Annotated in this window: 11 protein-coding genes, 1 tRNA gene and 3 rRNA genes; 10 read left to right on the top strand and 5 right to left on the bottom strand. The window is 54.0% G+C overall.

Going from position 1 to position 22,145, the window contains the following annotated elements; all coding sequences use genetic code 11:
- Window positions 1–12 precede the first annotated feature (12 nt).
- Complete coding sequence (purH, locus tag OLG56_RS20500; RefSeq protein WP_001187520.1) at window positions 13–1,602, bottom strand: bifunctional phosphoribosylaminoimidazolecarboxamide formyltransferase/IMP cyclohydrolase; 1,590 nt, start codon at window positions 1,600–1,602, stop codon at window positions 13–15.
- A gap of 625 nt (window positions 1,603–2,227) precedes the next feature.
- Between purH and OLG56_RS20495 the strand changes: the two genes are divergently transcribed.
- The 4 genes from OLG56_RS20495 (at window position 2,228) to rrf (ending at window position 7,340) form a co-directional block, all read left to right on the top strand.
- A 16S ribosomal RNA gene (locus tag OLG56_RS20495) occupies window positions 2,228–3,769 on the top strand.
- A gap of 85 nt (window positions 3,770–3,854) precedes the next feature.
- Window positions 3,855–3,930, top strand: a tRNA-Glu gene (locus OLG56_RS20490).
- A 193-nt stretch (window positions 3,931–4,123) separates the two neighbouring features.
- A 23S ribosomal RNA gene (locus OLG56_RS20485) occupies window positions 4,124–7,029 on the top strand.
- A gap of 195 nt (window positions 7,030–7,224) precedes the next feature.
- Window positions 7,225–7,340: ribosomal RNA gene (gene rrf, locus OLG56_RS20480) — 5S ribosomal RNA — on the top strand.
- Together the 16S, 23S and 5S rRNA genes with 1 tRNA gene alongside form the textbook arrangement of a ribosomal RNA operon.
- Window positions 7,341–7,673: 333 nt before the next feature.
- Here the strand turns inward: rrf and OLG56_RS20475 are convergent.
- Entirely contained in the window at window positions 7,674–8,111 is a 438-nt protein-coding gene (locus OLG56_RS20475; protein ID WP_000973248.1) for an acetyltransferase, read from the bottom strand.
- Window positions 8,112–8,267: 156 nt separating this feature from the next.
- On the opposite strand from OLG56_RS20475, the gene metA reads away from it, so the two are divergent.
- From metA to aceK, 4 genes are all read left to right on the top strand, one after another.
- Entirely contained in the window at window positions 8,268–9,197 is a 930-nt protein-coding gene (metA, locus tag OLG56_RS20470) for a homoserine O-acetyltransferase MetA (protein WP_001122767.1), read from the top strand.
- Between the two features lie 268 nt (window positions 9,198–9,465).
- Window positions 9,466–11,067, top strand: coding sequence for a malate synthase A (aceB, locus tag OLG56_RS20465; protein ID WP_001069371.1), 1,602 nt, complete (start codon window positions 9,466–9,468; stop codon window positions 11,065–11,067).
- Between the two features lie 31 nt (window positions 11,068–11,098).
- On the top strand, window positions 11,099–12,403 hold the full coding sequence (gene aceA / locus OLG56_RS20460) for an isocitrate lyase (RefSeq protein WP_000857878.1): 1,305 nt from the start codon (window positions 11,099–11,101) through the stop codon (window positions 12,401–12,403).
- A gap of 101 nt (window positions 12,404–12,504) precedes the next feature.
- Window positions 12,505–14,256 (top strand): bifunctional isocitrate dehydrogenase kinase/phosphatase, encoded by a 1,752-nt coding sequence (gene aceK / locus OLG56_RS20455; protein WP_001137275.1) that lies wholly within the window; start codon window positions 12,505–12,507, stop codon window positions 14,254–14,256.
- Here the strand turns inward: aceK and OLG56_RS20450 are convergent.
- Window positions 14,220–14,627: an ASCH domain-containing protein gene (locus OLG56_RS20450; RefSeq protein ID WP_077905741.1), complete on the bottom strand. Its 408-nt coding sequence runs from the start codon at window positions 14,625–14,627 to the stop codon at window positions 14,220–14,222. The genes aceK and OLG56_RS20450 overlap by 37 nt on opposite strands.
- Before the next feature lie 10 nt (window positions 14,628–14,637).
- Window positions 14,638–15,462 (bottom strand): glyoxylate bypass operon transcriptional repressor IclR, encoded by an 825-nt coding sequence (iclR, locus tag OLG56_RS20445; RefSeq protein WP_000226434.1) that lies wholly within the window; start codon window positions 15,460–15,462, stop codon window positions 14,638–14,640.
- A gap of 303 nt (window positions 15,463–15,765) precedes the next feature.
- Here iclR and metH point away from each other — a divergent pair, with 303 nt between their 5' ends.
- A complete protein-coding gene (gene metH / locus OLG56_RS20440) occupies window positions 15,766–19,449 on the top strand; it encodes a methionine synthase (RefSeq protein WP_061377187.1) in 3,684 nt (1,227 codons plus the stop codon).
- 266 nt (window positions 19,450–19,715) lie between these two features.
- Window positions 19,716–21,347 (top strand): Na/Pi cotransporter family protein, encoded by a 1,632-nt coding sequence (locus OLG56_RS20435; RefSeq protein WP_000956811.1) that lies wholly within the window; start codon window positions 19,716–19,718, stop codon window positions 21,345–21,347.
- A gap of 75 nt (window positions 21,348–21,422) precedes the next feature.
- Here OLG56_RS20435 and pepE read toward each other — a convergent pair whose 3' ends face one another.
- The gene (gene pepE, locus OLG56_RS20430) at window positions 21,423–22,112 is read right to left on the bottom strand and encodes a dipeptidase PepE (RefSeq protein WP_061377186.1); all 690 of its coding nucleotides are present in this window, start codon (window positions 22,110–22,112) and stop codon (window positions 21,423–21,425) included.
- Window positions 22,113–22,145: the final 33 nt, after the last annotated feature.

The raw sequence follows: 22,145 nt of genomic DNA, 5'->3' as shown, positions 1-22,145 counted from the left end.
CTGCTCCCTGAATTAATGGCGGAAGTGGCGCATGTCGGTGAAGATCATCGCAATACCGTGTTCATCGGCAGCGGCAATGACTTCATCATCACGGATAGAACCGCCTGGCTGGATAACGCAGCTCACGCCGACAGCGGCAGCGGCATCAATACCATCGCGGAACGGGAAGAACGCGTCGGAAGCCATGGCTGAGCCTTTCACTTCCAGACCTTCATCAGCGGCTTTAATCCCGGCGATTTTGGCGGAGTACACGCGGCTCATCTGGCCTGCGCCTATACCGATGGTCATGTTCTCTTTGGCATACACAATAGCGTTGGATTTCACGAACTTGGCTACCTTCCAGCAGAACAGCGCGTCACGCAGCTCCTGCTCGGTCGGCTGGCGTTTGGACACCACGCGCAGTTCAGCTTCACTCACCATACCCAGATCCCTGTCCTGAACCAGCAGGCCACCGTTAACGCGTTTGAAATCCAGGCCCGGAACGCGGCTTGCCCATTGGCCGCAGGTCAGAACACGGACGTTCTGCTTGGCAGCGGTGATTTTCAGCGCTTCTTCGCTTGCGGATGGGGCGATGATCACTTCGACAAACTGACGAGAAATGATGGCCTGTGCGGTTTCCGCATCCAGCTCACGGTTAAAGGCGATAATGCCGCCGAACGCGGAGGTCGGGTCGGTTTTATAGGCGCGATCGTAAGCGTCGAGAATAGAGGTACTTACCGCCACGCCGCACGGGTTAGCGTGCTTGACGATTACGCAGGCTGGCTCGTTGAACTCTTTCACACACTCCAGCGCCGCGTCGGTATCAGCGATGTTGTTATAAGAGAGCGCTTTGCCCTGCACCTGTTGTGCGGTGGCAACGGACGCTTCTTTCACATTCTCTTCTATATAGAAGGCAGCTTGCTGGTGGCTGTTCTCGCCGTAGCGCATATCCTGCTTCTTAATGAAGTTCAGGTTCAGCGTACGCGGGAAGCGACCGGCGGCTTCTTTGCTTTCACCGTGGTAGGCCGGAACCATGCTGCCGAAGTAGTTAGCGATCATGCTGTCGTAGGCGGCGGTGTGTTCGAAGGCTTTAATCGCGAGATCGAAACGGGTGTCGAGGGTCAAAGAACCTTCGTTAGCGTCCATCTCTTTAATAATGGCGTCGTAGTCGCTGCTCTTCACCACGATGGCCACGTCTTTATGGTTCTTCGCGGCGGAGCGCACCATGGTCGGGCCGCCGATATCGATGTTCTCTACTGCATCTTCCAGCGAGCAACCAACGCGTGCAACGGTTTCGGCGAACGGATACAGGTTAACGACAACCATATCGATAGGGGCGATGTGGTGCTGTTCCATAATGGCATCGTCCTGGCCGCGACGGCCGAGGATGCCGCCGTGTACTTTTGGATGCAGGGTCTTTACGCGTCCATCCATCATTTCCGGGAAACCGGTGTAATCGGAAACTTCGGTCACCGGCAGGCCTTTTTCTGCTAACAGGCGGGCGGTGCCCCCCGTAGACAGCAGTTCCACACCGCGTGCGGAAAGAGCCTGGGCGAATTCGATGATACCGGCCTTGTCAGAAACACTGAGCAGAGCGCGGCGGACTGGACGACGTTGTTGCATGGTAAATCCCCTGGATTTGACGATTACAGAGAGCGTTAGCTGAATTTTTGCGTAAAAACTCAGCTAACGCCCCTTATGGGGCATTCTCATTTTGCGGCGACATTGTAACGAAAACGTTTGCGCAACGCTCGCGAATTTTTCTTTTTAAATTCTGGCCCGGCTTTTATCCCTGAAAGATCGTTTGCAGAGTGAGAAGATCCAGGAAATGAACGCGCATTTTGTGGATAAGTCTGTGCGTAAATGGGTATAACCAGGGGTTTTGCTGGGGAATGCAGCAAACAGTCATTTTTCTGCAATTTTTCTATTGCGGTCAGCAGAGAACTCCCTATAATGCGCCTCCATCGAGACGGCGGATGTGAATCACTTCACACAAACAGCCGGTCGGTTGAAGAGAAAAATCCTGAAATTCAGGGTTGACTCTGAAAGAGGAAAGCGTAATATACGCCACCTCGCGACGGTGAGCTGAAAGCCGCGTCGCACCTGCTCTTTAACAATTTATCAGACAATCTGTGTGGGCACTCGAAGATACGGATTCTTGACGTCCTCGGACGAAAAATGAATACCAAGTCTCAAGAGTGAACACGTAATTCATTACGAAGTTTAATTCATTGAGCATCAAACTTTTAAATTGAAGAGTTTGATCATGGCTCAGATTGAACGCTGGCGGCAGGCCTAACACATGCAAGTCGAACGGTAACAGGAAGCAGCTTGCTGCTTCGCTGACGAGTGGCGGACGGGTGAGTAATGTCTGGGAAACTGCCTGATGGAGGGGGATAACTACTGGAAACGGTGGCTAATACCGCATAACGTCGCAAGACCAAAGAGGGGGACCTTCGGGCCTCTTGCCATCAGATGTGCCCAGATGGGATTAGCTTGTTGGTGAGGTAACGGCTCACCAAGGCGACGATCCCTAGCTGGTCTGAGAGGATGACCAGCCACACTGGAACTGAGACACGGTCCAGACTCCTACGGGAGGCAGCAGTGGGGAATATTGCACAATGGGCGCAAGCCTGATGCAGCCATGCCGCGTGTATGAAGAAGGCCTTCGGGTTGTAAAGTACTTTCAGCGGGGAGGAAGGTGTTGTGGTTAATAACCGCAGCAATTGACGTTACCCGCAGAAGAAGCACCGGCTAACTCCGTGCCAGCAGCCGCGGTAATACGGAGGGTGCAAGCGTTAATCGGAATTACTGGGCGTAAAGCGCACGCAGGCGGTCTGTCAAGTCGGATGTGAAATCCCCGGGCTCAACCTGGGAACTGCATTCGAAACTGGCAGGCTTGAGTCTTGTAGAGGGGGGTAGAATTCCAGGTGTAGCGGTGAAATGCGTAGAGATCTGGAGGAATACCGGTGGCGAAGGCGGCCCCCTGGACAAAGACTGACGCTCAGGTGCGAAAGCGTGGGGAGCAAACAGGATTAGATACCCTGGTAGTCCACGCCGTAAACGATGTCTACTTGGAGGTTGTGCCCTTGAGGCGTGGCTTCCGGAGCTAACGCGTTAAGTAGACCGCCTGGGGAGTACGGCCGCAAGGTTAAAACTCAAATGAATTGACGGGGGCCCGCACAAGCGGTGGAGCATGTGGTTTAATTCGATGCAACGCGAAGAACCTTACCTGGTCTTGACATCCACGGAAGAATTCAGAGATGGATTTGTGCCTTCGGGAACTGTGAGACAGGTGCTGCATGGCTGTCGTCAGCTCGTGTTGTGAAATGTTGGGTTAAGTCCCGCAACGAGCGCAACCCTTATCCTTTGTTGCCAGCGATTAGGTCGGGAACTCAAAGGAGACTGCCAGTGATAAACTGGAGGAAGGTGGGGATGACGTCAAGTCATCATGGCCCTTACGACCAGGGCTACACACGTGCTACAATGGCGCATACAAAGAGAAGCGACCTCGCGAGAGCAAGCGGACCTCATAAAGTGCGTCGTAGTCCGGATTGGAGTCTGCAACTCGACTCCATGAAGTCGGAATCGCTAGTAATCGTGGATCAGAATGCCACGGTGAATACGTTCCCGGGCCTTGTACACACCGCCCGTCACACCATGGGAGTGGGTTGCAAAAGAAGTAGGTAGCTTAACCTTCGGGAGGGCGCTTACCACTTTGTGATTCATGACTGGGGTGAAGTCGTAACAAGGTAACCGTAGGGGAACCTGCGGTTGGATCACCTCCTTACCTTAAAGAAGCGTACTTTGCAGTGCTCACACAGATTGTCTGATGAAAAGTGAATAGCAAGGCGTCTTGCGATTGAGACTTCAGTGTCCCCTTCGTCTAGAGGCCCAGGACACCGCCCTTTCACGGCGGTAACAGGGGTTCGAATCCCCTAGGGGACGCCACTTGCTGGTTTGTGAGTGAAAGTCACCTGCCTTAATATCTCAAAACTGACTTACGAGTCACGTTTGAGATATTTGCTCTTTAAAAATCTGGATCAAGCTGAAAATTGAAACACAGAACAACGAAAGTTGTTCGTGAGTCTCTCAAATTTTCGCAACGCGATGATGAATCGTAAGAAACATCTTCGGGTTGTGAGGTTAAGCGACTAAGCGTACACGGTGGATGCCCTGGCAGTCAGAGGCGATGAAGGGCGTGCTAATCTGCGATAAGCGCCGGTAAGGTGATATGAACCGTTATAACCGGCGATACCCGAATGGGGAAACCCAGTGTGACTCGTCACACTATCATTAACTGAATCCATAGGTTAATGAGGCGAACCGGGGGAACTGAAACATCTAAGTACCCCGAGGAAAAGAAATCAACCGAGATTCCCCCAGTAGCGGCGAGCGAACGGGGAGGAGCCCAGAGCCTGAATCAGCATGTGTGTTAGTGGAAGCGTCTGGAAAGGCGCGCGATACAGGGTGACAGCCCCGTACACAAAAGCGCATGTGCTGTGAGCTCGATGAGTAGGGCGGGACACGTGGTATCCTGTCTGAATATGGGGGGACCATCCTCCAAGGCTAAATACTCCTGACTGACCGATAGTGAACCAGTACCGTGAGGGAAAGGCGAAAAGAACCCCGGCGAGGGGAGTGAAAAAGAACCTGAAACCGTGTACGTACAAGCAGTGGGAGCACCCTTTGGGGTGTGACTGCGTACCTTTTGTATAATGGGTCAGCGACTTATATTCTGTAGCAAGGTTAACCGAATAGGGGAGCCGGAGGGAAACCGAGTCTTAACCGGGCGTTAAGTTGCAGGGTATAGACCCGAAACCCGGTGATCTAGCCATGGGCAGGTTGAAGGTTGGGTAACACTAACTGGAGGACCGAACCGACTAATGTTGAAAAATTAGCGGATGACCTGTGGCTGGGGGTGAAAGGCCAATCAAACCGGGAGATAGCTGGTTCTCCCCGAAAGCTATTTAGGTAGCGCCTCGTGAATTCATCTCCGGGGGTAGAGCACTGTTTCGGCTAGGGGGCCATCCCGGCTTACCAACCCGATGCAAACTGCGAATACCGGAGAATGTTATCACGGGAGACACACGGCGGGTGCTAACGTCCGTCGTGAAGAGGGAAACAACCCAGACCGCCAGCTAAGGTCCCAAAGTCATGGTTAAGTGGGAAACGATGTGGGAAGGCCCAGACAGCCAGGATGTTGGCTTAGAAGCAGCCATCATTTAAAGAAAGCGTAATAGCTCACTGGTCGAGTCGGCCTGCGCGGAAGATGTAACGGGGCTAAACCATGCACCGAAGCTGCGGCAGCGACACTCAGGTGTTGTTGGGTAGGGGAGCGTTCTGTAAGCCTGCGAAGGTGGCCTGTGAGGGTTGCTGGAGGTATCAGAAGTGCGAATGCTGACATAAGTAACGATAAAGCGGGTGAAAAGCCCGCTCGCCGGAAGACCAAGGGTTCCTGTCCAACGTTAATCGGGGCAGGGTGAGTCGACCCCTAAGGCGAGGCCGAAAGGCGTAGTCGATGGGAAACGGGTTAATATTCCCGTACTTGGTGTTACTGCGAAGGGGGGACGGAGAAGGCTATGTTGGCCGGGCGACGGTTGTCCCGGTTTAAGCGTGTAGGTGTGTGTTCCAGGTAAATCCGGTTCACTTTAACACTGAGGCGTGATGACGAGGCACTACGGTGCTGAAGCAACAAATGCCCTGCTTCCAGGAAAAGCCTCTAAGCATCAGGTAACATCAAATCGTACCCCAAACCGACACAGGTGGTCAGGTAGAGAATACCAAGGCGCTTGAGAGAACTCGGGTGAAGGAACTAGGCAAAATGGTGCCGTAACTTCGGGAGAAGGCACGCTGACATGTAGGTGAAGTGATTTACTCATGGAGCTGAAGTCAGTCGAAGATACCAGCTGGCTGCAACTGTTTATTAAAAACACAGCACTGTGCAAACACGAAAGTGGACGTATACGGTGTGACGCCTGCCCGGTGCCGGAAGGTTAATTGATGGGGTCAGCGCAAGCGAAGCTCCTGATCGAAGCCCCGGTAAACGGCGGCCGTAACTATAACGGTCCTAAGGTAGCGAAATTCCTTGTCGGGTAAGTTCCGACCTGCACGAATGGCGTAATGATGGCCAGGCTGTCTCCACCCGAGACTCAGTGAAATTGAACTCGCTGTGAAGATGCAGTGTACCCGCGGCAAGACGGAAAGACCCCGTGAACCTTTACTATAGCTTGACACTGAACATTGAGCCTTGATGTGTAGGATAGGTGGGAGGCTTTGAAGTGTGGACGCCAGTCTGCATGGAGCCGACCTTGAAATACCACCCTTTAATGTTTGATGTTCTAACGTGGACCCGTGATCCGGGTTGCGGACAGTGTCTGGTGGGTAGTTTGACTGGGGCGGTCTCCTCCTAAAGAGTAACGGAGGAGCACGAAGGTTGGCTAATCCTGGTCGGACATCAGGAGGTTAGTGCAATGGCATAAGCCAGCTTGACTGCGAGCGTGACGGCGCGAGCAGGTGCGAAAGCAGGTCATAGTGATCCGGTGGTTCTGAATGGAAGGGCCATCGCTCAACGGATAAAAGGTACTCCGGGGATAACAGGCTGATACCGCCCAAGAGTTCATATCGACGGCGGTGTTTGGCACCTCGATGTCGGCTCATCACATCCTGGGGCTGAAGTAGGTCCCAAGGGTATGGCTGTTCGCCATTTAAAGTGGTACGCGAGCTGGGTTTAGAACGTCGTGAGACAGTTCGGTCCCTATCTGCCGTGGGCGCTGGAGAACTGAGGGGGGCTGCTCCTAGTACGAGAGGACCGGAGTGGACGCATCACTGGTGTTCGGGTTGTCATGCCAATGGCACTGCCCGGTAGCTAAATGCGGAAGAGATAAGTGCTGAAAGCATCTAAGCACGAAACTTGCCCCGAGATGAGTTCTCCCTGAGACTTTAGGTCTCCTGAAGGAACGTTGAAGACGACGACGTTGATAGGCCGGGTGTGTAAGCGCAGCGATGCGTTGAGCTAACCGGTACTAATGAACCGTGAGGCTTAACCTTACAACGCCGAAGATGTTTTGGCGGTTGAGAAGACAACAATTTTCAGCTCAGATTCAGAGTCCGAAGGATTTTGCGCTGAGACAAGGCGGCAAACGCGGCGACGGAAGGAGCATACAGAAGTATGTGACTGACGTTCGCAAGAGCAGCCAACGCCGTATCAGCGTAAAAGACACAGGACAGAGCACAAAGAATTTGCCTGGCGGCACTAGCGCGGTGGTCCCACCTGACCCCATGCCGAACTCAGAAGTGAAACGCCGTAGCGCCGATGGTAGTGTGGGGTCTCCCCATGCGAGAGTAGGGAACTGCCAGGCATCAAATTAAGCGAAGGGCCCTGTCGGAAGACAGGGCCTTTTGTTTTTGTCTGTAGTCTGCCGGTGAGCGCTCTCCTGAGGAGGACAAATCCGCCGGGAGCGGATTTGAACGTTGCGCAGCAACGGCCCGGAGGGGGGCGGGCAGGACGCCCGCCATAAACTGCCAGGCATCAGACAAGTGAAGAAGCCCATCCTGACGGACGGGCTTTTTTGCGTGTGTGGTAACTGTAAAACCGTAGGCCTGATAAGCGCAGCGCCATCAGGCAACCTGCACCGCCGGATGGCGGCTCCGCCTTATCCGGCCTACATGCACTTATCAGGCAGCGCCACTACTCACGGATAAATTAAATTCAACAATGGATACGGTTTCCCAAGATCGTCGACCTCCGAACGTCCCGTCACCTTAAATCCCATTTTCTTATAAAATCCAACAGCTTGTGTATTCTGCTCGTTAACATTGGTTGTCAACCCCGGTGCCAGTGTTAACGCATGTTCAACTAATCTCTTACCGATACCCTGACCACGCACGTCCGGATCGACAAACAGCGCATCCATATGTTCGCCGGTAAGCAGCATAAATCCTACCGGCTCATCCTGATCGGTCACGGCAACCCATAGTGGCGCTTCTGGCAGAAAATCGCTCACCAGTTCTTCCAGTTCGGCCCGATAAGCGTTTGACAGAAAATCGTGCGTGGCATCGACAGAGCGACGCCAGATCGCAATCAGTTTTTCCCCTTCCTCATGCCTTGAACGGCGAATGTTAATCATCATCTTCACTCCTTTTTTGCTTACTTCTATTCTAATGCAAATGCTGTCGTGAAACTTTCTCACCTTGAACTTGCAGACTCGACATTCGCCTGATTTCTGAGTATCTTCAGCTATCTGGATGTCTAAACGTTTAAACGTATGTCGTGAGGTTATCAGGTTATGCCGATTCGCGTGCTGGACGAGCTACCCGCCGTCAATTTTTTACGTGAGGAGAATGTCTTCGTCATGACGACTTCTCGCGCATCAGGTCAGGAAATTCGCCCGCTAAAGGTACTTATCCTTAACCTGATGCCGAAGAAGATTGAAACGGAAAATCAGTTTCTGCGTTTGCTATCGAACTCGCCATTGCAGGTCGATATTCAACTACTGCGGATAGATGCCCGCGAGTCGAGGAACACGCCAGCCGAGCATCTGAACAACTTTTACTGTAACTTCGACGATATCTGCGATCAGAACTTTGATGGGCTTATCGTGACCGGAGCGCCGCTGGGTCTGGTGGAGTTTAATGACGTGGCTTACTGGCCGCAGATTAGGCAGGTGCTGGAATGGGCGAAAGATCACGTTACTTCGACGCTATTTGTCTGTTGGGCCGTTCAGGCTGCACTCAATATTCTTTATGGTATCCCTAAGCAGACCCGTACAGATAAACTTTCCGGCGTCTATGAACATCACATCCTTCATCCTCATGCTCTGTTGACGCGTGGTTTTGATGATTCGTTTCTTGCGCCACACTCACGCTATGCCGATTTCCCGGCGGCGCTAATACGGGATTATACGGATCTTGAAATTCTGGCCGAAACAGAAGAGGGGGATGCGTACCTGTTTGCCAGCAAAGATAAACGTATTGCGTTTGTCACCGGTCATCCTGAATATGACGCCCATACGTTAGCGGGTGAATATTTTCGTGACGTTGAGGCCGGGTTAAATCCGGAGGTTCCGTACAACTATTTCCCAAAAAACGATCCGCAAAACATACCGCGCGCAACCTGGCGCAGCCACGGTAATTTACTGTTTACTAACTGGCTCAACTATTATGTCTACCAGATTACGCCATATGATCTGCGTCACATGAATCCAACCCTGGATTAATCTTCTGCTCCTGACGATCCTAAAGCGTTTCAGCATGTTGAATCAGGCACCTTCGGGTGCCTTTTTTATTTCCGAAATGCACCTCATCATGTAATTAAATTTAATTTATATTGTTATCAATAGGTTAATGTATAATTAAATTAAAAATGGAAATTGTTTTTGATTTTGAAATTTAATTGAGTAGTCTTAGTTGTGTTGAACGAAAAGCGCACAGTGATCCTTCGTTCGCATTGGGGATGTATCTGGATCAACAACGAGGAGCTGCATGATGAATCCACAGGCAACCACAACTGATGAATTAACCTTTACCAGGCCGCAAGGCGAGCTGGAAAAGCAAGTCCTGACCGCTGAGGCAGTCGAGTTTTTGACGGAGTTAGTTACCCGTTTTACGCCAAAACGCAATAAACTCCTGGCTGCACGTATCCAGCAACAGCAGGATATTGATAACGGTAAGTTGCCTGATTTTATTTCGGAAACCACTTCCATTAGAGAAAGTAATTGGCAGATTCGTGGTATTCCGGCGGATTTACAGGATCGCCGAGTAGAAATTACCGGGCCGGTTGAACGTAAAATGGTGATTAATGCCCTGAACGCAAACGTGAAAGTGTTTATGGCGGATTTTGAAGACTCGCTGGCGCCGGACTGGAATAAAGTTATTGATGGTCAAATCAACCTGCGTGATGCGGTGAACGGCACCATTAGCTATACCAACGAAGCCGGAAAAATCTATCAGCTCAAGCCCGATCCGGCCGTATTGATTTGTCGTGTACGTGGTCTACATCTGCCAGAAAAACATGTTACCTGGCGGGGGGAAGCCATTCCCGGCAGCCTGTTTGATTTTGCTCTGTACTTTTTCCACAACTATAAAGCGCTGCTCGCTAAAGGTAGCGGCCCGTATTTTTACCTGCCGAAAACGCAAGCCTGGCAGGAAGCAGCCTGGTGGAGTGAAGTCTTCAGCTACGCCGAAGACCGCTTTAACCTGCCGCGCGGTACGATCAAAGCGACCCTGTTGATTGAAACGCTGCCTGCTGTTTTCCAGATGGATGAGATTCTTCATGCGTTGCGTGATCATATCGTCGGTCTCAACTGTGGTCGCTGGGATTATATTTTCAGCTATATCAAAACGTTGAAAAATCACCCGGATCGCGTCTTGCCGGACAGGCAGGTGGTAACGATGGACAAACCGTTTCTGAGCGCCTACTCGCGCCTGCTAATCAAAACCTGTCACAAGCGCGGCGCGTTCGCGATGGGCGGTATGGCGGCGTTTATCCCGAGCAAAGACGTTGAACGCAACAATCAGGTCCTTGCCAAAGTGAAAGCGGATAAAGCGCTGGAAGCGAACAACGGCCACGACGGCACGTGGATTGCGCATCCCGGGTTGGCGGATACCGCAATGGCCGTCTTTAACGAGGTACTGGGCGAGCACAAAAATCAGCTGTTCATTACCCGTGATGAAGATGCGCCGATTACCGCTGAGCAGTTACTGGAGCCATGTGAAGGCGAACGCACAGAAGCGGGAATGCGCGCCAATATTCGCGTGGCAGTGCAGTACATTGAAGCGTGGATCTCCGGCAATGGCTGTGTACCGATTTACGGTCTGATGGAGGATGCCGCGACGGCGGAAATCTCACGAACCTCTATCTGGCAGTGGATTCACCATGAGAAAACACTGAGCAATGGAAAACCCGTAACGAAAGCGCTTTTCCGCGAAATGTTGGCGGAAGAGATGCGGGTAATCCAGGACGAACTGGGCGAGCACCGCTACAGCAGCGGGCGCTTCGACGATGCCGCACGTCTGATGGAGCAAATCACCACCTCAGATGACTTAATCGACTTCCTCACCCTGCCGGGCTATCGCTTACTGGCTTAATTCACCACATAACAATATGGAGCATCTGCACATGAAAACCCGTACTCAACAAATCGAAGAATTACAGAAAGAGTGGACACAACCGCGCTGGGAAGGCATCACCCGCCCGTACAGCGCGGAGGAGGTGGTGAAATTACGCGGCTCGGTTAACCCGGAATGCACGCTGGCGCAGCTCGGCGCCGCGAAAATGTGGCGGCTGTTGCACGGTGAAGCGAAAAAAGGCTATATCAACAGCCTTGGCGCGCTGACTGGCGGTCAGGCGTTGCAGCAGGCGAAAGCCGGTATTGAGGCGATTTATCTTTCAGGCTGGCAGGTGGCGGCAGATGCCAACCTTGCATCCAGCATGTATCCGGATCAATCGTTGTACCCGGCAAACTCTGTTCCGGCGGTAGTGGATCGGATCAACAACACTTTCCGTCGTGCAGATCAGATCCAGTGGGCATCCGGTATTGAACCCAACGATCCGCGCTATGTGGATTACTTCCTGCCGATCGTTGCTGATGCGGAAGCCGGTTTTGGCGGCGTTCTGAATGCCTTCGAACTGATGAAATCGATGATTGAAGCCGGTGCAGCGGCCGTTCACTTCGAAGATCAGCTGGCGTCGGTGAAGAAATGCGGCCATATGGGCGGCAAGGTGCTGGTCCCCACGCAGGAGGCGATTCAGAAACTGATTGCTGCGCGTCTGGCCGCTGATGTGATGGGCGTCCCGACGCTGGTGATTGCGCGTACCGATGCGGATGCGGCAGATCTGATCACCTCCGACTGCGATCCCTATGACAGCGGTTTTATTACCGGCGAACGCACCAGCGAAGGTTTTTACCGCACCCATGCGGGCATTGAGCAGGCGATCAGCCGCGGTCTGGCGTATGCCCCGTATGCCGATCTGGTGTGGTGCGAAACCTCTACGCCGGATCTCGAACTGGCGCGTCGTTTTGCCGATGCTATCCACGCGAAGTATCCGGGCAAACTGCTGGCCTATAACTGTTCGCCATCCTTCAACTGGCAGAAGAATCTGGACGACAAGACCATTGCCAGCTTCCAGCAGCAGTTGTCGGACATGGGTTACAAATACCAGTTTATTACCCTGGCGGGCATCCACAGCATGTGGTTCAACATGTTCGACCTGGCGCATGCATACGCTCAGGGCGAGGGCATGAAACACTATGTTGAGAAGGTTCAACAACCCGAGTTCGCCGCGGCGAAAGATGGCTACACCTTTGTTTCCCACCAGCAGGAAGTGGGCACAGGTTACTTCGACAAAGTCACCACCATTATTCAGGGCGGCGCGTCATCCGTTACCGCATTAACGGGTTCTACCGAAGAATCGCAGTTTTGATTGATGCCCGGTGGCGCTGCGCTTACCGGGCCTACAGATAGCGTAGGCCGGATAAGCGAACGCGCCATCCGGCATGACGTGGTGCCGGATGAGGGAAAAAAATGCCGCGTGGCCTGGAATTACTGATTGCTCAAACCATCCTGCAAGGCTTTGACGCGCAGTATGGTCGATTTCTGGAAGTGACTTCCGGCGCGCAGCAGCGTTTTGAACAGGCCGACTGGCACGCCGTTCAACAGGCGATGAAAAGCCGTATCCACCTCTATGATCATCATGTGGGCTTGGTGGTGGAGCAACTGCGCTGTATTACCGATGGCAAAAGTACCGACGCGGATTTCCTTTTACGCGTTAAAGAGCATTACACCCGGCTGTTACCGGATTACCCGCGCTTCGAGATTGCGGAGAGCTTTTTCAACTCCGTTTATTGTCGGTTATTTGACCACCGCTCGTTAACACCCGAGCGGTTGTTTATTTTCAGTTCGCAACCGGAGCGCCGCTTTCGTACTATCCCGCGCCCGCTGGCCAAAGACTTCTTTCCCGATCACGGTTGGGAGACTCTGTTGATGCGCATACTCAGTGACTTACCGCTGCGTTTGCCCTGGCAGAATAAAAGCCGGGATATCCGCTATATTATCGCGCACCTGACTGAAACACTGGGCGAGGACGCGCTACCTCGCTGCCATGTCCAGGTGGCGAATGAGTTGTTTTACCGTAATAAAGCGGCCTGGCTGGTAGGTAAATTAACCACACCTGACGGTACGCTGCCATTTTTATTGCCGATTCATCGTACTGATGAGGGGGAACTGTTTGTCGATACCTGCCTGACCACCACGGCAGAAGCGAGCATTGTGTTTGGTTTTGCCCGCTCTTATTTTATGGTGTATGCGCCGCTGCCTGCCGCGCTGGTTGAGTGGTTGCGTGAAATCCTGCCGGGTAAAACCACTGCCGAACTGTATATGGCGATTGGCTGCCAGAAACATGCGAAAACCGAAAGCTACCGCGAATATTTGTGTTATCTGGCTGAAAGTGATGAGAAATTCATTGAGGCGCCTGGTATCCGCGGCATGGTGATGCTGGTGTTTACCCTGCCAGGTTTCGACCGCGTATTTAAAATCATTAAAGACAAATTCGCCCCGCAGAAAGAGATGTCTGCCGCCCATGTGCGTGCCTGTTATCAACTGGTAAAAGAGCATGATCGCGTCGGTCGTATGGCGGATACCCAGGAGTTTGAGAATTTCGTACTGGATAAACGGCAAATCGATCCGGCGCTGATGGCGCTGTTACGACAAGAAGCGCCAGAGAAGATTACCGATCTTGGGGAACATATCGTCATTCGCCATCTCTATATTGAACGGCGCATGGTGCCGCTCAATATCTGGCTGGAACAGGTAGAAGGCCAGCAGTTGCGCGATGCGATAGAAGAATATGGTAATGCGATTCGCCAGCTTGCCGCCGCTAATATTTTCCCCGGCGATATGTTGTTTAAAAACTTTGGCGTTACCCGTCATGGTCGCGTGGTGTTCTATGACTACGATGAAATTTGCTACATGACGGAAGTGAATTTCCGCGATATTCCGCCAGCGCGTTATCCGGAAGACGAACTGGCCAGCGAACCCTGGTATAGCGTCTCGCCGGGTGATGTTTTCCCGGAGGAGTTTCGCCACTGGCTGTGTGCCGATCCGCGTATCGGGCCATTGTTTGAAGAGATGCATGCCGACCTGTTTCGCGCCGATTACTGGCGCGCGCTACAGACGCGTATTAAAGAAGGGCATGTAGAAGATGTGTATGCCTATCGTCGTCGCCAGCGCTTTAGCGTGCGTTACGGCGCGATCTCAAGTACGGCGAACTCTTCGTAAACCAGTTCCATCTCCGGCGACCAATTACCCTCGCGCTCAAAAAAGGCCCTGTGTGCCGCTTGCCAGTACGCCAGGCTAAGATCGCCTTCGCCTTCCAGTGCGGCGAGATCGGCGCTCATCTCGTTAAAACGGATCAGCCTGAGCGCCAGCGTGCGTATGACGCACACGGCGTCGCCTGTGCCGTTGAGCACAATGTGATATGACCCGGGCGTGACAGGGGGCTGCTCTTTCTGATAGCTAACCAGCGAGCTACAGGTGCCACGCTTTTTACCGGCGACCACTAGCGCCGCCAGCTCGTCGGCCAGCGTCGGCGAATCACCGAAAGACCAACAGAAGGCCTGTGGGTACTTCTCCTGCCAGTATAATTTCAGGCTGCTCATTTCAGCGAGTTCCACCATAGGCCAGCGTCACCTCTTTCGCCGCTTTAATCACCATGGCGCCAAGTTCGGTGACGCGATCGTCAGTAATGCGTGAGCAGGGGCCGGAAATAGAGAGGGCCGCAAACGGTTCGCGGTGTTCGTCATAAATACACGAGGCCACGCAGCGCAGACCGAGCGCATGTTCTTCATCGTCAAACGAATAGCCGCGCTTGCGCGTCTGGGCCAAATCGTCTTTCAGATGCAGCGGCGACACCAGCGTCGCATGGGTATAAGCGTGCAACCCCTTGCGGTGCAGCAGACTGGTAACCTGTTCCTCACTGAGCTGTGATAAAAACGCCTTGCCCGCGCCAGAGGCGTGCATGGGCAGCTTGCCGCCAATAGGCGCGGACATACGCATCAGCTGCGTACACTGCACCTGGTCGATAATAATGGCCTGATGGTCGCTCTGGTCGAGTACGGCAAGGTTTACCGTTTCGCCGGAGTCCTCCATCAGTTTGCGCAAAATCGGATGGACAATCGCCAGCAGATTACGGCTCTGTAAGAAGCTGCTGCCGACGATAAACGCGTGTGCGCCTACGGCCCAGTGGCCCAGCTCGCCAACCTGGCGGACAAAACCCTGTTGCTGCATGGTGGTGAGTAGACGGTGAGTCGTGGAATTAGGCAAACCCGCCTGTTGCGCCAGTTCGGTCAGCGCGACGCTGCCGTTGGACTCGGCAATCCACTCCAGCAGCTTCAGACCGCGAGTTAAAGACTGAACCTGCCCGGTTACGGGTGCAGTGGTAGCGGCAGGTTTTCTCCCGCGTTTCGCGGGAACAGGGGCAACCATGGCAGACTCCTTTTTCTGTATCGTGGAAATCATTTTCGTTTTATTCAATTATAATGCAAGAGTTCCTGAACTGATCGGATGAGTGACATCACAGGATGCCCGATGGCGCTGCGCTTATCAGGCCTACGCTTTGGGAGCCGCCAAAGTAATTTGTAGACTGATAAGGCGCTTGCGCCGCCATCCGGCAAAGCGACAGAAGTGGGTGGCAAGCTGAACATGTCTCATGTTGCCCGTTGTTCTCTTTTCCGCCAGCACGCTTTGTGCCAGTATGGCTCGTTACGTGGAGCGTTGTCGGGAGCGAGTGTGAGCAGCAAAGTTGAACAACTGCGTGCGCAGTTAAATGAACGTATTCTGGTGCTGGACGGCGGTATGGGCACCATGATCCAGAGCTATCGTCTACATGAAGAAGATTTCCGCGGGGAGCGCTTTGCCGACTGGCCCTGCGACCTGAAAGGCAACAATGACCTGCTGGTACTCAGCAAGCCGGAGGTGATCGCCGCTATCCACAACGCCTACTTTGAGGCTGGCGCGGATATCATCGAAACCAACACCTTTAACTCGACAACCATTGCGATGGCGGATTACCGGATGGAATCCCTGTCGGCGGAAATTAACTATGCGGCGGCCAAACTGGCGCGTGCCTGCGCCGATGAATGGACGGCGCGAACACCAGAAAAACCACGCTTTGTTGCGGGCGTGCTTGGTCCAACTAACCGCACGGCCTCCATTTCACCGGACGTCAACGACCCGGCGTTTCGTAATATCACCTTCGATCAGCTGGTGGCGGCCTACCGTGAATCCACTAAAGCGCTGGTGGAAGGTGGCGTAGATCTGATTCTGATTGAGACCGTCTTTGACACCCTGAATGCGAAAGCGGCGGTGTTTGCGGTGAAAGAAGAGTTTGAAGCGCTGGGCGTTGATCTGCCGATCATGATTTCCGGCACCATCACCGACGCCTCTGGCCGTACGCTTTCCGGCCAGACGACCGAAGCCTTTTATAACTCGCTGCGCCACGCCGAGGCGCTCACTTTTGGCCTTAACTGCGCGCTGGGGCCAGATGAACTGCGCCAGTACGTCCAGGAACTGTCGCGGATTGCCGAATGCTACGTCACCGCGCACCCGAACGCCGGCCTGCCGAACGCTTTCGGCGAGTACGACCTCGACGCCGACACCATGGCGAAACAGATTCGCGAATGGGCGGAAGCGGGCTTCCTGAATATTGTTGGCGGCTGCTGCGGCACTACGCCGGAGCATATCGCCGCCATGAGCCGCGCCGTTGTCGGTTTGCCGCCGCGCCAGCTGCCGGAAATCCCGGTGGCCTGCCGTCTGTCTGGCCTGGAGCCGCTGAACATTGGCGACGATAGCCTGTTTGTGAACGTCGGCGAACGTACTAACGTCACCGGCTCGGCCAAATTTAAACGGCTGATCAAAGAAGAGAAATACAGCGAAGCGCTGGATGTCGCCCGTCAGCAGGTCGAAAGCGGCGCGCAGATTATTGATATCAATATGGATGAGGGGATGCTCGACGCCGAAGCGGCGATGGTGCGTTTCCTCAGCCTGATTGCCGGTGAGCCGGATATTGCCCGTGTACCAATCATGATCGACTCCTCCAAATGGGAGGTTATCGAAAAAGGGCTGAAGTGCATTCAGGGTAAAGGCATCGTCAACTCTATTTCGATGAAAGAGGGCGTGGAAGCCTTTATTCATCATGCGAAGTTGCTACGTCGCTATGGCGCGGCAGTGGTGGTGATGGCTTTTGATGAGCAGGGGCAGGCCGACACCCGCGAGCGTAAAATCGAAATTTGCCGCCGAGCCTACAAAATTCTCACCGAAGAGGTGGGCTTCCCGCCGGAAGACATCATCTTCGACCCGAATATCTTCGCCGTGGCGACCGGTATTGAAGAGCACAACAACTACGCGCAGGACTTTATCGGCGCTTGTGAAGACATCAAACGCGAGTTGCCGCACGCGCTGATCTCCGGCGGCGTGTCTAACGTGTCCTTCTCGTTTCGCGGCAACGACCCGGTACGTGAGGCTATCCACGCGGTATTCCTCTACTACGCCATCCGCAACGGCATGGACATGGGCATCGTCAACGCCGGACAGTTGGCTATCTACGACGACCTGCCCGCCGAGCTGCGCGATGCGGTTGAAGATGTCATTCTTAACCGTCGCGATGACGGCACCGAGCGTTTGCTGGATTTGGCGGAGAAATATCGCGGCAGTAAAACCGACGAGGCTGCCAGTGCCCAGCAGGCGGAATGGCGTAGCTGGGACGTGAAAAAGCGCCTCGAATACTCGTTGGTGAAAGGCATTACCGAATTTATCGAACAGGATACTGAAGAAGCCCGCCAGCAGGCCGCCCGCCCGATTGAGGTGATCGAAGGGCCGCTGATGGACGGCATGAACGTGGTCGGCGACCTGTTCGGCGAAGGGAAAATGTTCCTGCCGCAGGTGGTGAAATCCGCTCGCGTGATGAAACAAGCGGTGGCCTACCTGGAGCCGTTTATTGAAGCCAGCAAAGAAAAAGGCTCCAGCAACGGCAAGATGGTGATTGCCACCGTGAAGGGCGATGTGCACGACATTGGCAAGAACATCGTTGGCGTGGTGCTGCAATGCAACAACTACGAAATCGTCGATCTTGGCGTGATGGTGCCAGCGGAGAAAATCCTCAGAACGGCGCGTGAAGTGAATGCCGATCTGATTGGTCTTTCCGGGCTTATCACCCCGTCGCTGGACGAAATGGTCAACGTGGCGAAAGAGATGGAGCGTCAGGGCTTTACTATCCCGCTACTGATCGGCGGCGCAACTACTTCGAAAGCGCATACGGCGGTAAAAATCGAGCAGAACTACAGCGGTCCGACGGTCTACGTGCAGAATGCTTCGCGTACCGTGGGCGTGGTGGCGGCGCTACTCTCCGACACCCAGCGCGATGACTTTGTCGCCCGTACCCGCAAAGAGTACGAAACCGTGCGTATTCAGCACGCCCGCAAAAAACCGCGCACGCCGCCGGTCACGCTGGAAGCGGCGCGCGATAACGATCTGGCGTTCGATTGGGAACGCTACACTCCGCCAGTAGCCCACCGTCTGGGCGTGCAGGAGGTGGAAGCCAGCATCGAAACTTTGCGCAACTACATCGACTGGACGCCGTTCTTTATGACCTGGTCGCTGGCCGGCAAATACCCGCGTATTCTGGAAGATGAAGTGGTGGGCGTTGAGGCGCAGCGCCTGTTTAAAGACGCCAACGACATGCTGGATAAACTGAGCGCGGAGAAACTGTTGAATCCGCGTGGCGTGGTGGGCTTGTTCCCGGCGAACCGTGTGGGTGACGACATCGAAATCTATCGCGACGAAACCCGTACTCATGTTCTGACGGTCAGCCACCACCTGCGCCAGCAGACCGAGAAAGTCGGTTTTGCCAACTACTGTCTGGCGGATTTTGTCGCGCCGAAATTGTCCGGAAAAGCGGACTACATCGGCGCGTTTGCCGTCACCGGCGGTCTTGAAGAAGACGCCCTGGCTGATGCTTACGAAGCGCAACACGACGACTATAACAAGATCATGGTGAAAGCGATTGCCGACCGTCTGGCGGAAGCGTTTGCCGAGTACCTGCATGAACGTGTACGTAAGGTTTACTGGGGATATGCGCCGAACGAGAGCCTGAGTAACGACGAATTAATCCGCGAAAACTACCAGGGGATTCGCCCGGCGCCGGGTTATCCTGCCTGCCCGGAACATACCGAAAAAGGCACTATCTGGCAGCTACTGGATGTCGAAAAACACACCGGGATGAAGCTCACCGAATCTTTCGCCATGTGGCCTGGCGCGTCGGTCTCCGGCTGGTACTTCAGCCATCCTGAGAGCAAATACTTCGCGGTAGCGCAGATCCAACGCGATCAGGTGACAGATTATGCTTTCCGTAAAGGAATGAGCGTTGAGGGCGTTGAGCGGTGGCTGGCGCCGAACCTGGGTTACGATGCGGACTGATTCATAAAATCGTCACTTTTCCTTACAACATACAAGGCGCTCATTGGGTGCCTTGTCTCTTTCTTACAATTAAACCCTTATACTGAAGGAAGGCTCTACGCTGAATTTGCCGGATGGCGGCGTAAACGCCTTATCCAGCATACCGTATTACGTATGGTAAGCCCGGTGGCGTGCAACGCCAGCAGGCCTTAACGCTGTGCGCCATCAGGCAATTTATCGCAAGTGAGCTTCAGGAAAACGTATAACGATAAGGAGAACCTGACGCCGTGTTAACTTTGCTCCATCTACTTTCTGCCGTTGCGCTGTTGGTATGGGGAACACATATCGTTCGTACTGGCGTAATGCGCGTGTTTGGCGCGCGTTTACGCACTGTCCTCAGCCGCAGCGTGGAAAAGAAACCGCTCGCCTTTTGTGCGGGTATCGGTGTTACCGCGCTGGTACAAAGCAGTAACGCCACCACTTTATTGGTAACGTCGTTTGTCGCCCAGGATCTTGTCGCCCTGACGCCAGCTCTGGTGATTGTGCTGGGTGCTGATGTGGGTACTGCGCTAATGGCGCGTATTCTCACCTTTGATTTGTCGTGGCTATCGCCGCTGCTGATTTTTATTGGCGTGATTTTCTTTTTGGGACGTAAGCAGTCCCGCGCCGGGCAGCTGGGTCGCGTCGGTATCGGGCTTGGCCTGATTCTACTGGCGCTGGAGCTGATTGTGCAGGCGGTGACGCCGATCACTCAAGCTAATGGCGTGCAGGTCATTTTCGCGTCGCTGACGGGCGACATTATGCTGGATGCGCTGATTGGCGCGATGTTCGCTATCATCAGTTATTCCAGCCTGGCGGCGGTGTTGCTGACGGCGACCCTGACGGCGGCGGGGATTATATCGTTCCCGGTGGCGTTGTGCCTGGTCATCGGCGCCAATCTGGGATCGGGGCTGCTGGCGATGCTCAATAACAGCGCCGCCAATGCTGCCGCGCGTCGCGTAGCGCTCGGCAGCCTATTGTTCAAATTGATCGGCAGCCTGGTCATCCTGCCGTTTGTCCATCCGCTGGCGAATCTGATGGATGAGCTATCGCTACCGAAATCAGAGCTGGTGATCTATTTCCACGTTTTCTATAACCTGGTGCGCTGCCTGGCGATGGTGCCATTTGCCGAGCTGATGGCGCGTTTTTGTAAACGAATTATTCGTGATGAGCCTGAACTGGATACCCATCTGAAGCCGAAACATCTGGATGTCAGCGCGCTGGATACGCCAACGCTGGCGCTGGCCAATGCTGCCCGTGAGGTGTTGCGCATTGGCGATGCGATGGAACAGATGATGGAAGGGCTAAAAAAGGTCATGCACGGAGAACCGCGTGAAGAGAAAGCGCTACGCAAGCTGGCGGATGACGTTAACGTGCTCTACACCGCGATTAAGCTTTATCTGGCGCGAATGCCAAAAGACGAGCTGGCGGCGGAGGAGTCCCGCCGGTGGGCGGAGATTATCGAAATGGCCCTGAACCTCGAACAGGCGTCGGATATTATCGAGCGAATGGGCAGTGAGATTGCCGACAAGTCGCTGGCGGCGCGTCGGGCATTTTCAGAAGAAGGATTGAAAGAGCTGGATGCGCTTTACGATCAACTGCTCAGTAATCTGCAACTGGCGATGTCGGTCTTTTTCTCCGGTGATGTCACCAGCGCCCGTCGGTTGCGCCGCAGTAAACATCGCTTCCGTATACTTAATCGCCGATACTCACATGCGCATGTCGACCGCCTGCACCAGCAGAACGTGCAAAGCATTGAAACCAGCTCGCTCCATTTAGGGCTGCTGGGCGATATGAAGCGTCTTAACTCACTGTTCTGTTCGGTCGCCTATAGCGTACTGGAACAGCCGGATCAGGACGAGGAACGCGGCGAGTATTAAGTGAAATGCCGGATGGCGGGGCCTACGGAGAACATGCGCGTAGGCCCGCCATTCGGCATTCAATGTGGACAGGGATTAAAAGCGATGACCCGCTTCCAGCGCCATGGCCTCTTCGCCCGCTTTAAACACCCAGGTAGTATTCGGGCCGCCGAGAACCGCCTGGCCGTTGCTCACCTGAATCCAGTTACCTTCCGGCAAACCAATCACTGTCAGTTCCGGCGCGACCACCAGCAGTTCGCGAATACGCTGCTCGCGGGTCTCGCCCTTATGACCTTCCGGCAAGGCGTTAGTGAAGTGAGGATTAATTTGCAGCGGGAACAGATCCAGCGCGTCGAAACCGTTTGGATCGACGATCGGCATATCGTTGGTGGTACGAATCGTCGGGCAGGCGAGGTTTGCGCCCGCGCTCCAGCCGATATACAGCGCGCCGCGTTTTACCCTGTCCGCCATCGGCGCCAGCAGCCCGCGTTCACGCGATTCTTTCAGTAGCTGAAAGGTATTTCCGCCGCCGACAATAATGATTTCCGCTTTCTCAATCGCCGCAAGCGGATCGGCGACACGATGAATCCCTGTGACGTTTATCCCTAATGGCGCAAGTACCTCTGCGGTTTTATCCGTGTACTCGTCCCATGTTTGCGTGACGCCGGCAAACGGAATAAACACGGCTGAGCGTCGACCGTTCAATTGATTCGCTATCAGCGGCAGAGCGTGTTCCAGCCAGGCTTTACCCGGCAGCGTCGAGTTACTTAATAAAAGCAGTTCCATTACTTCTCCACCTCATCAGGAAATGTCAAAACG

The organism is Salmonella sp. 2018103, assembly GCF_026247685.1.
Lineage (GTDB): Bacteria > Pseudomonadota > Gammaproteobacteria > Enterobacterales > Enterobacteriaceae > Salmonella > Salmonella enterica.
This window is presented reverse-complemented; position numbering and strand designations above follow the sequence as displayed.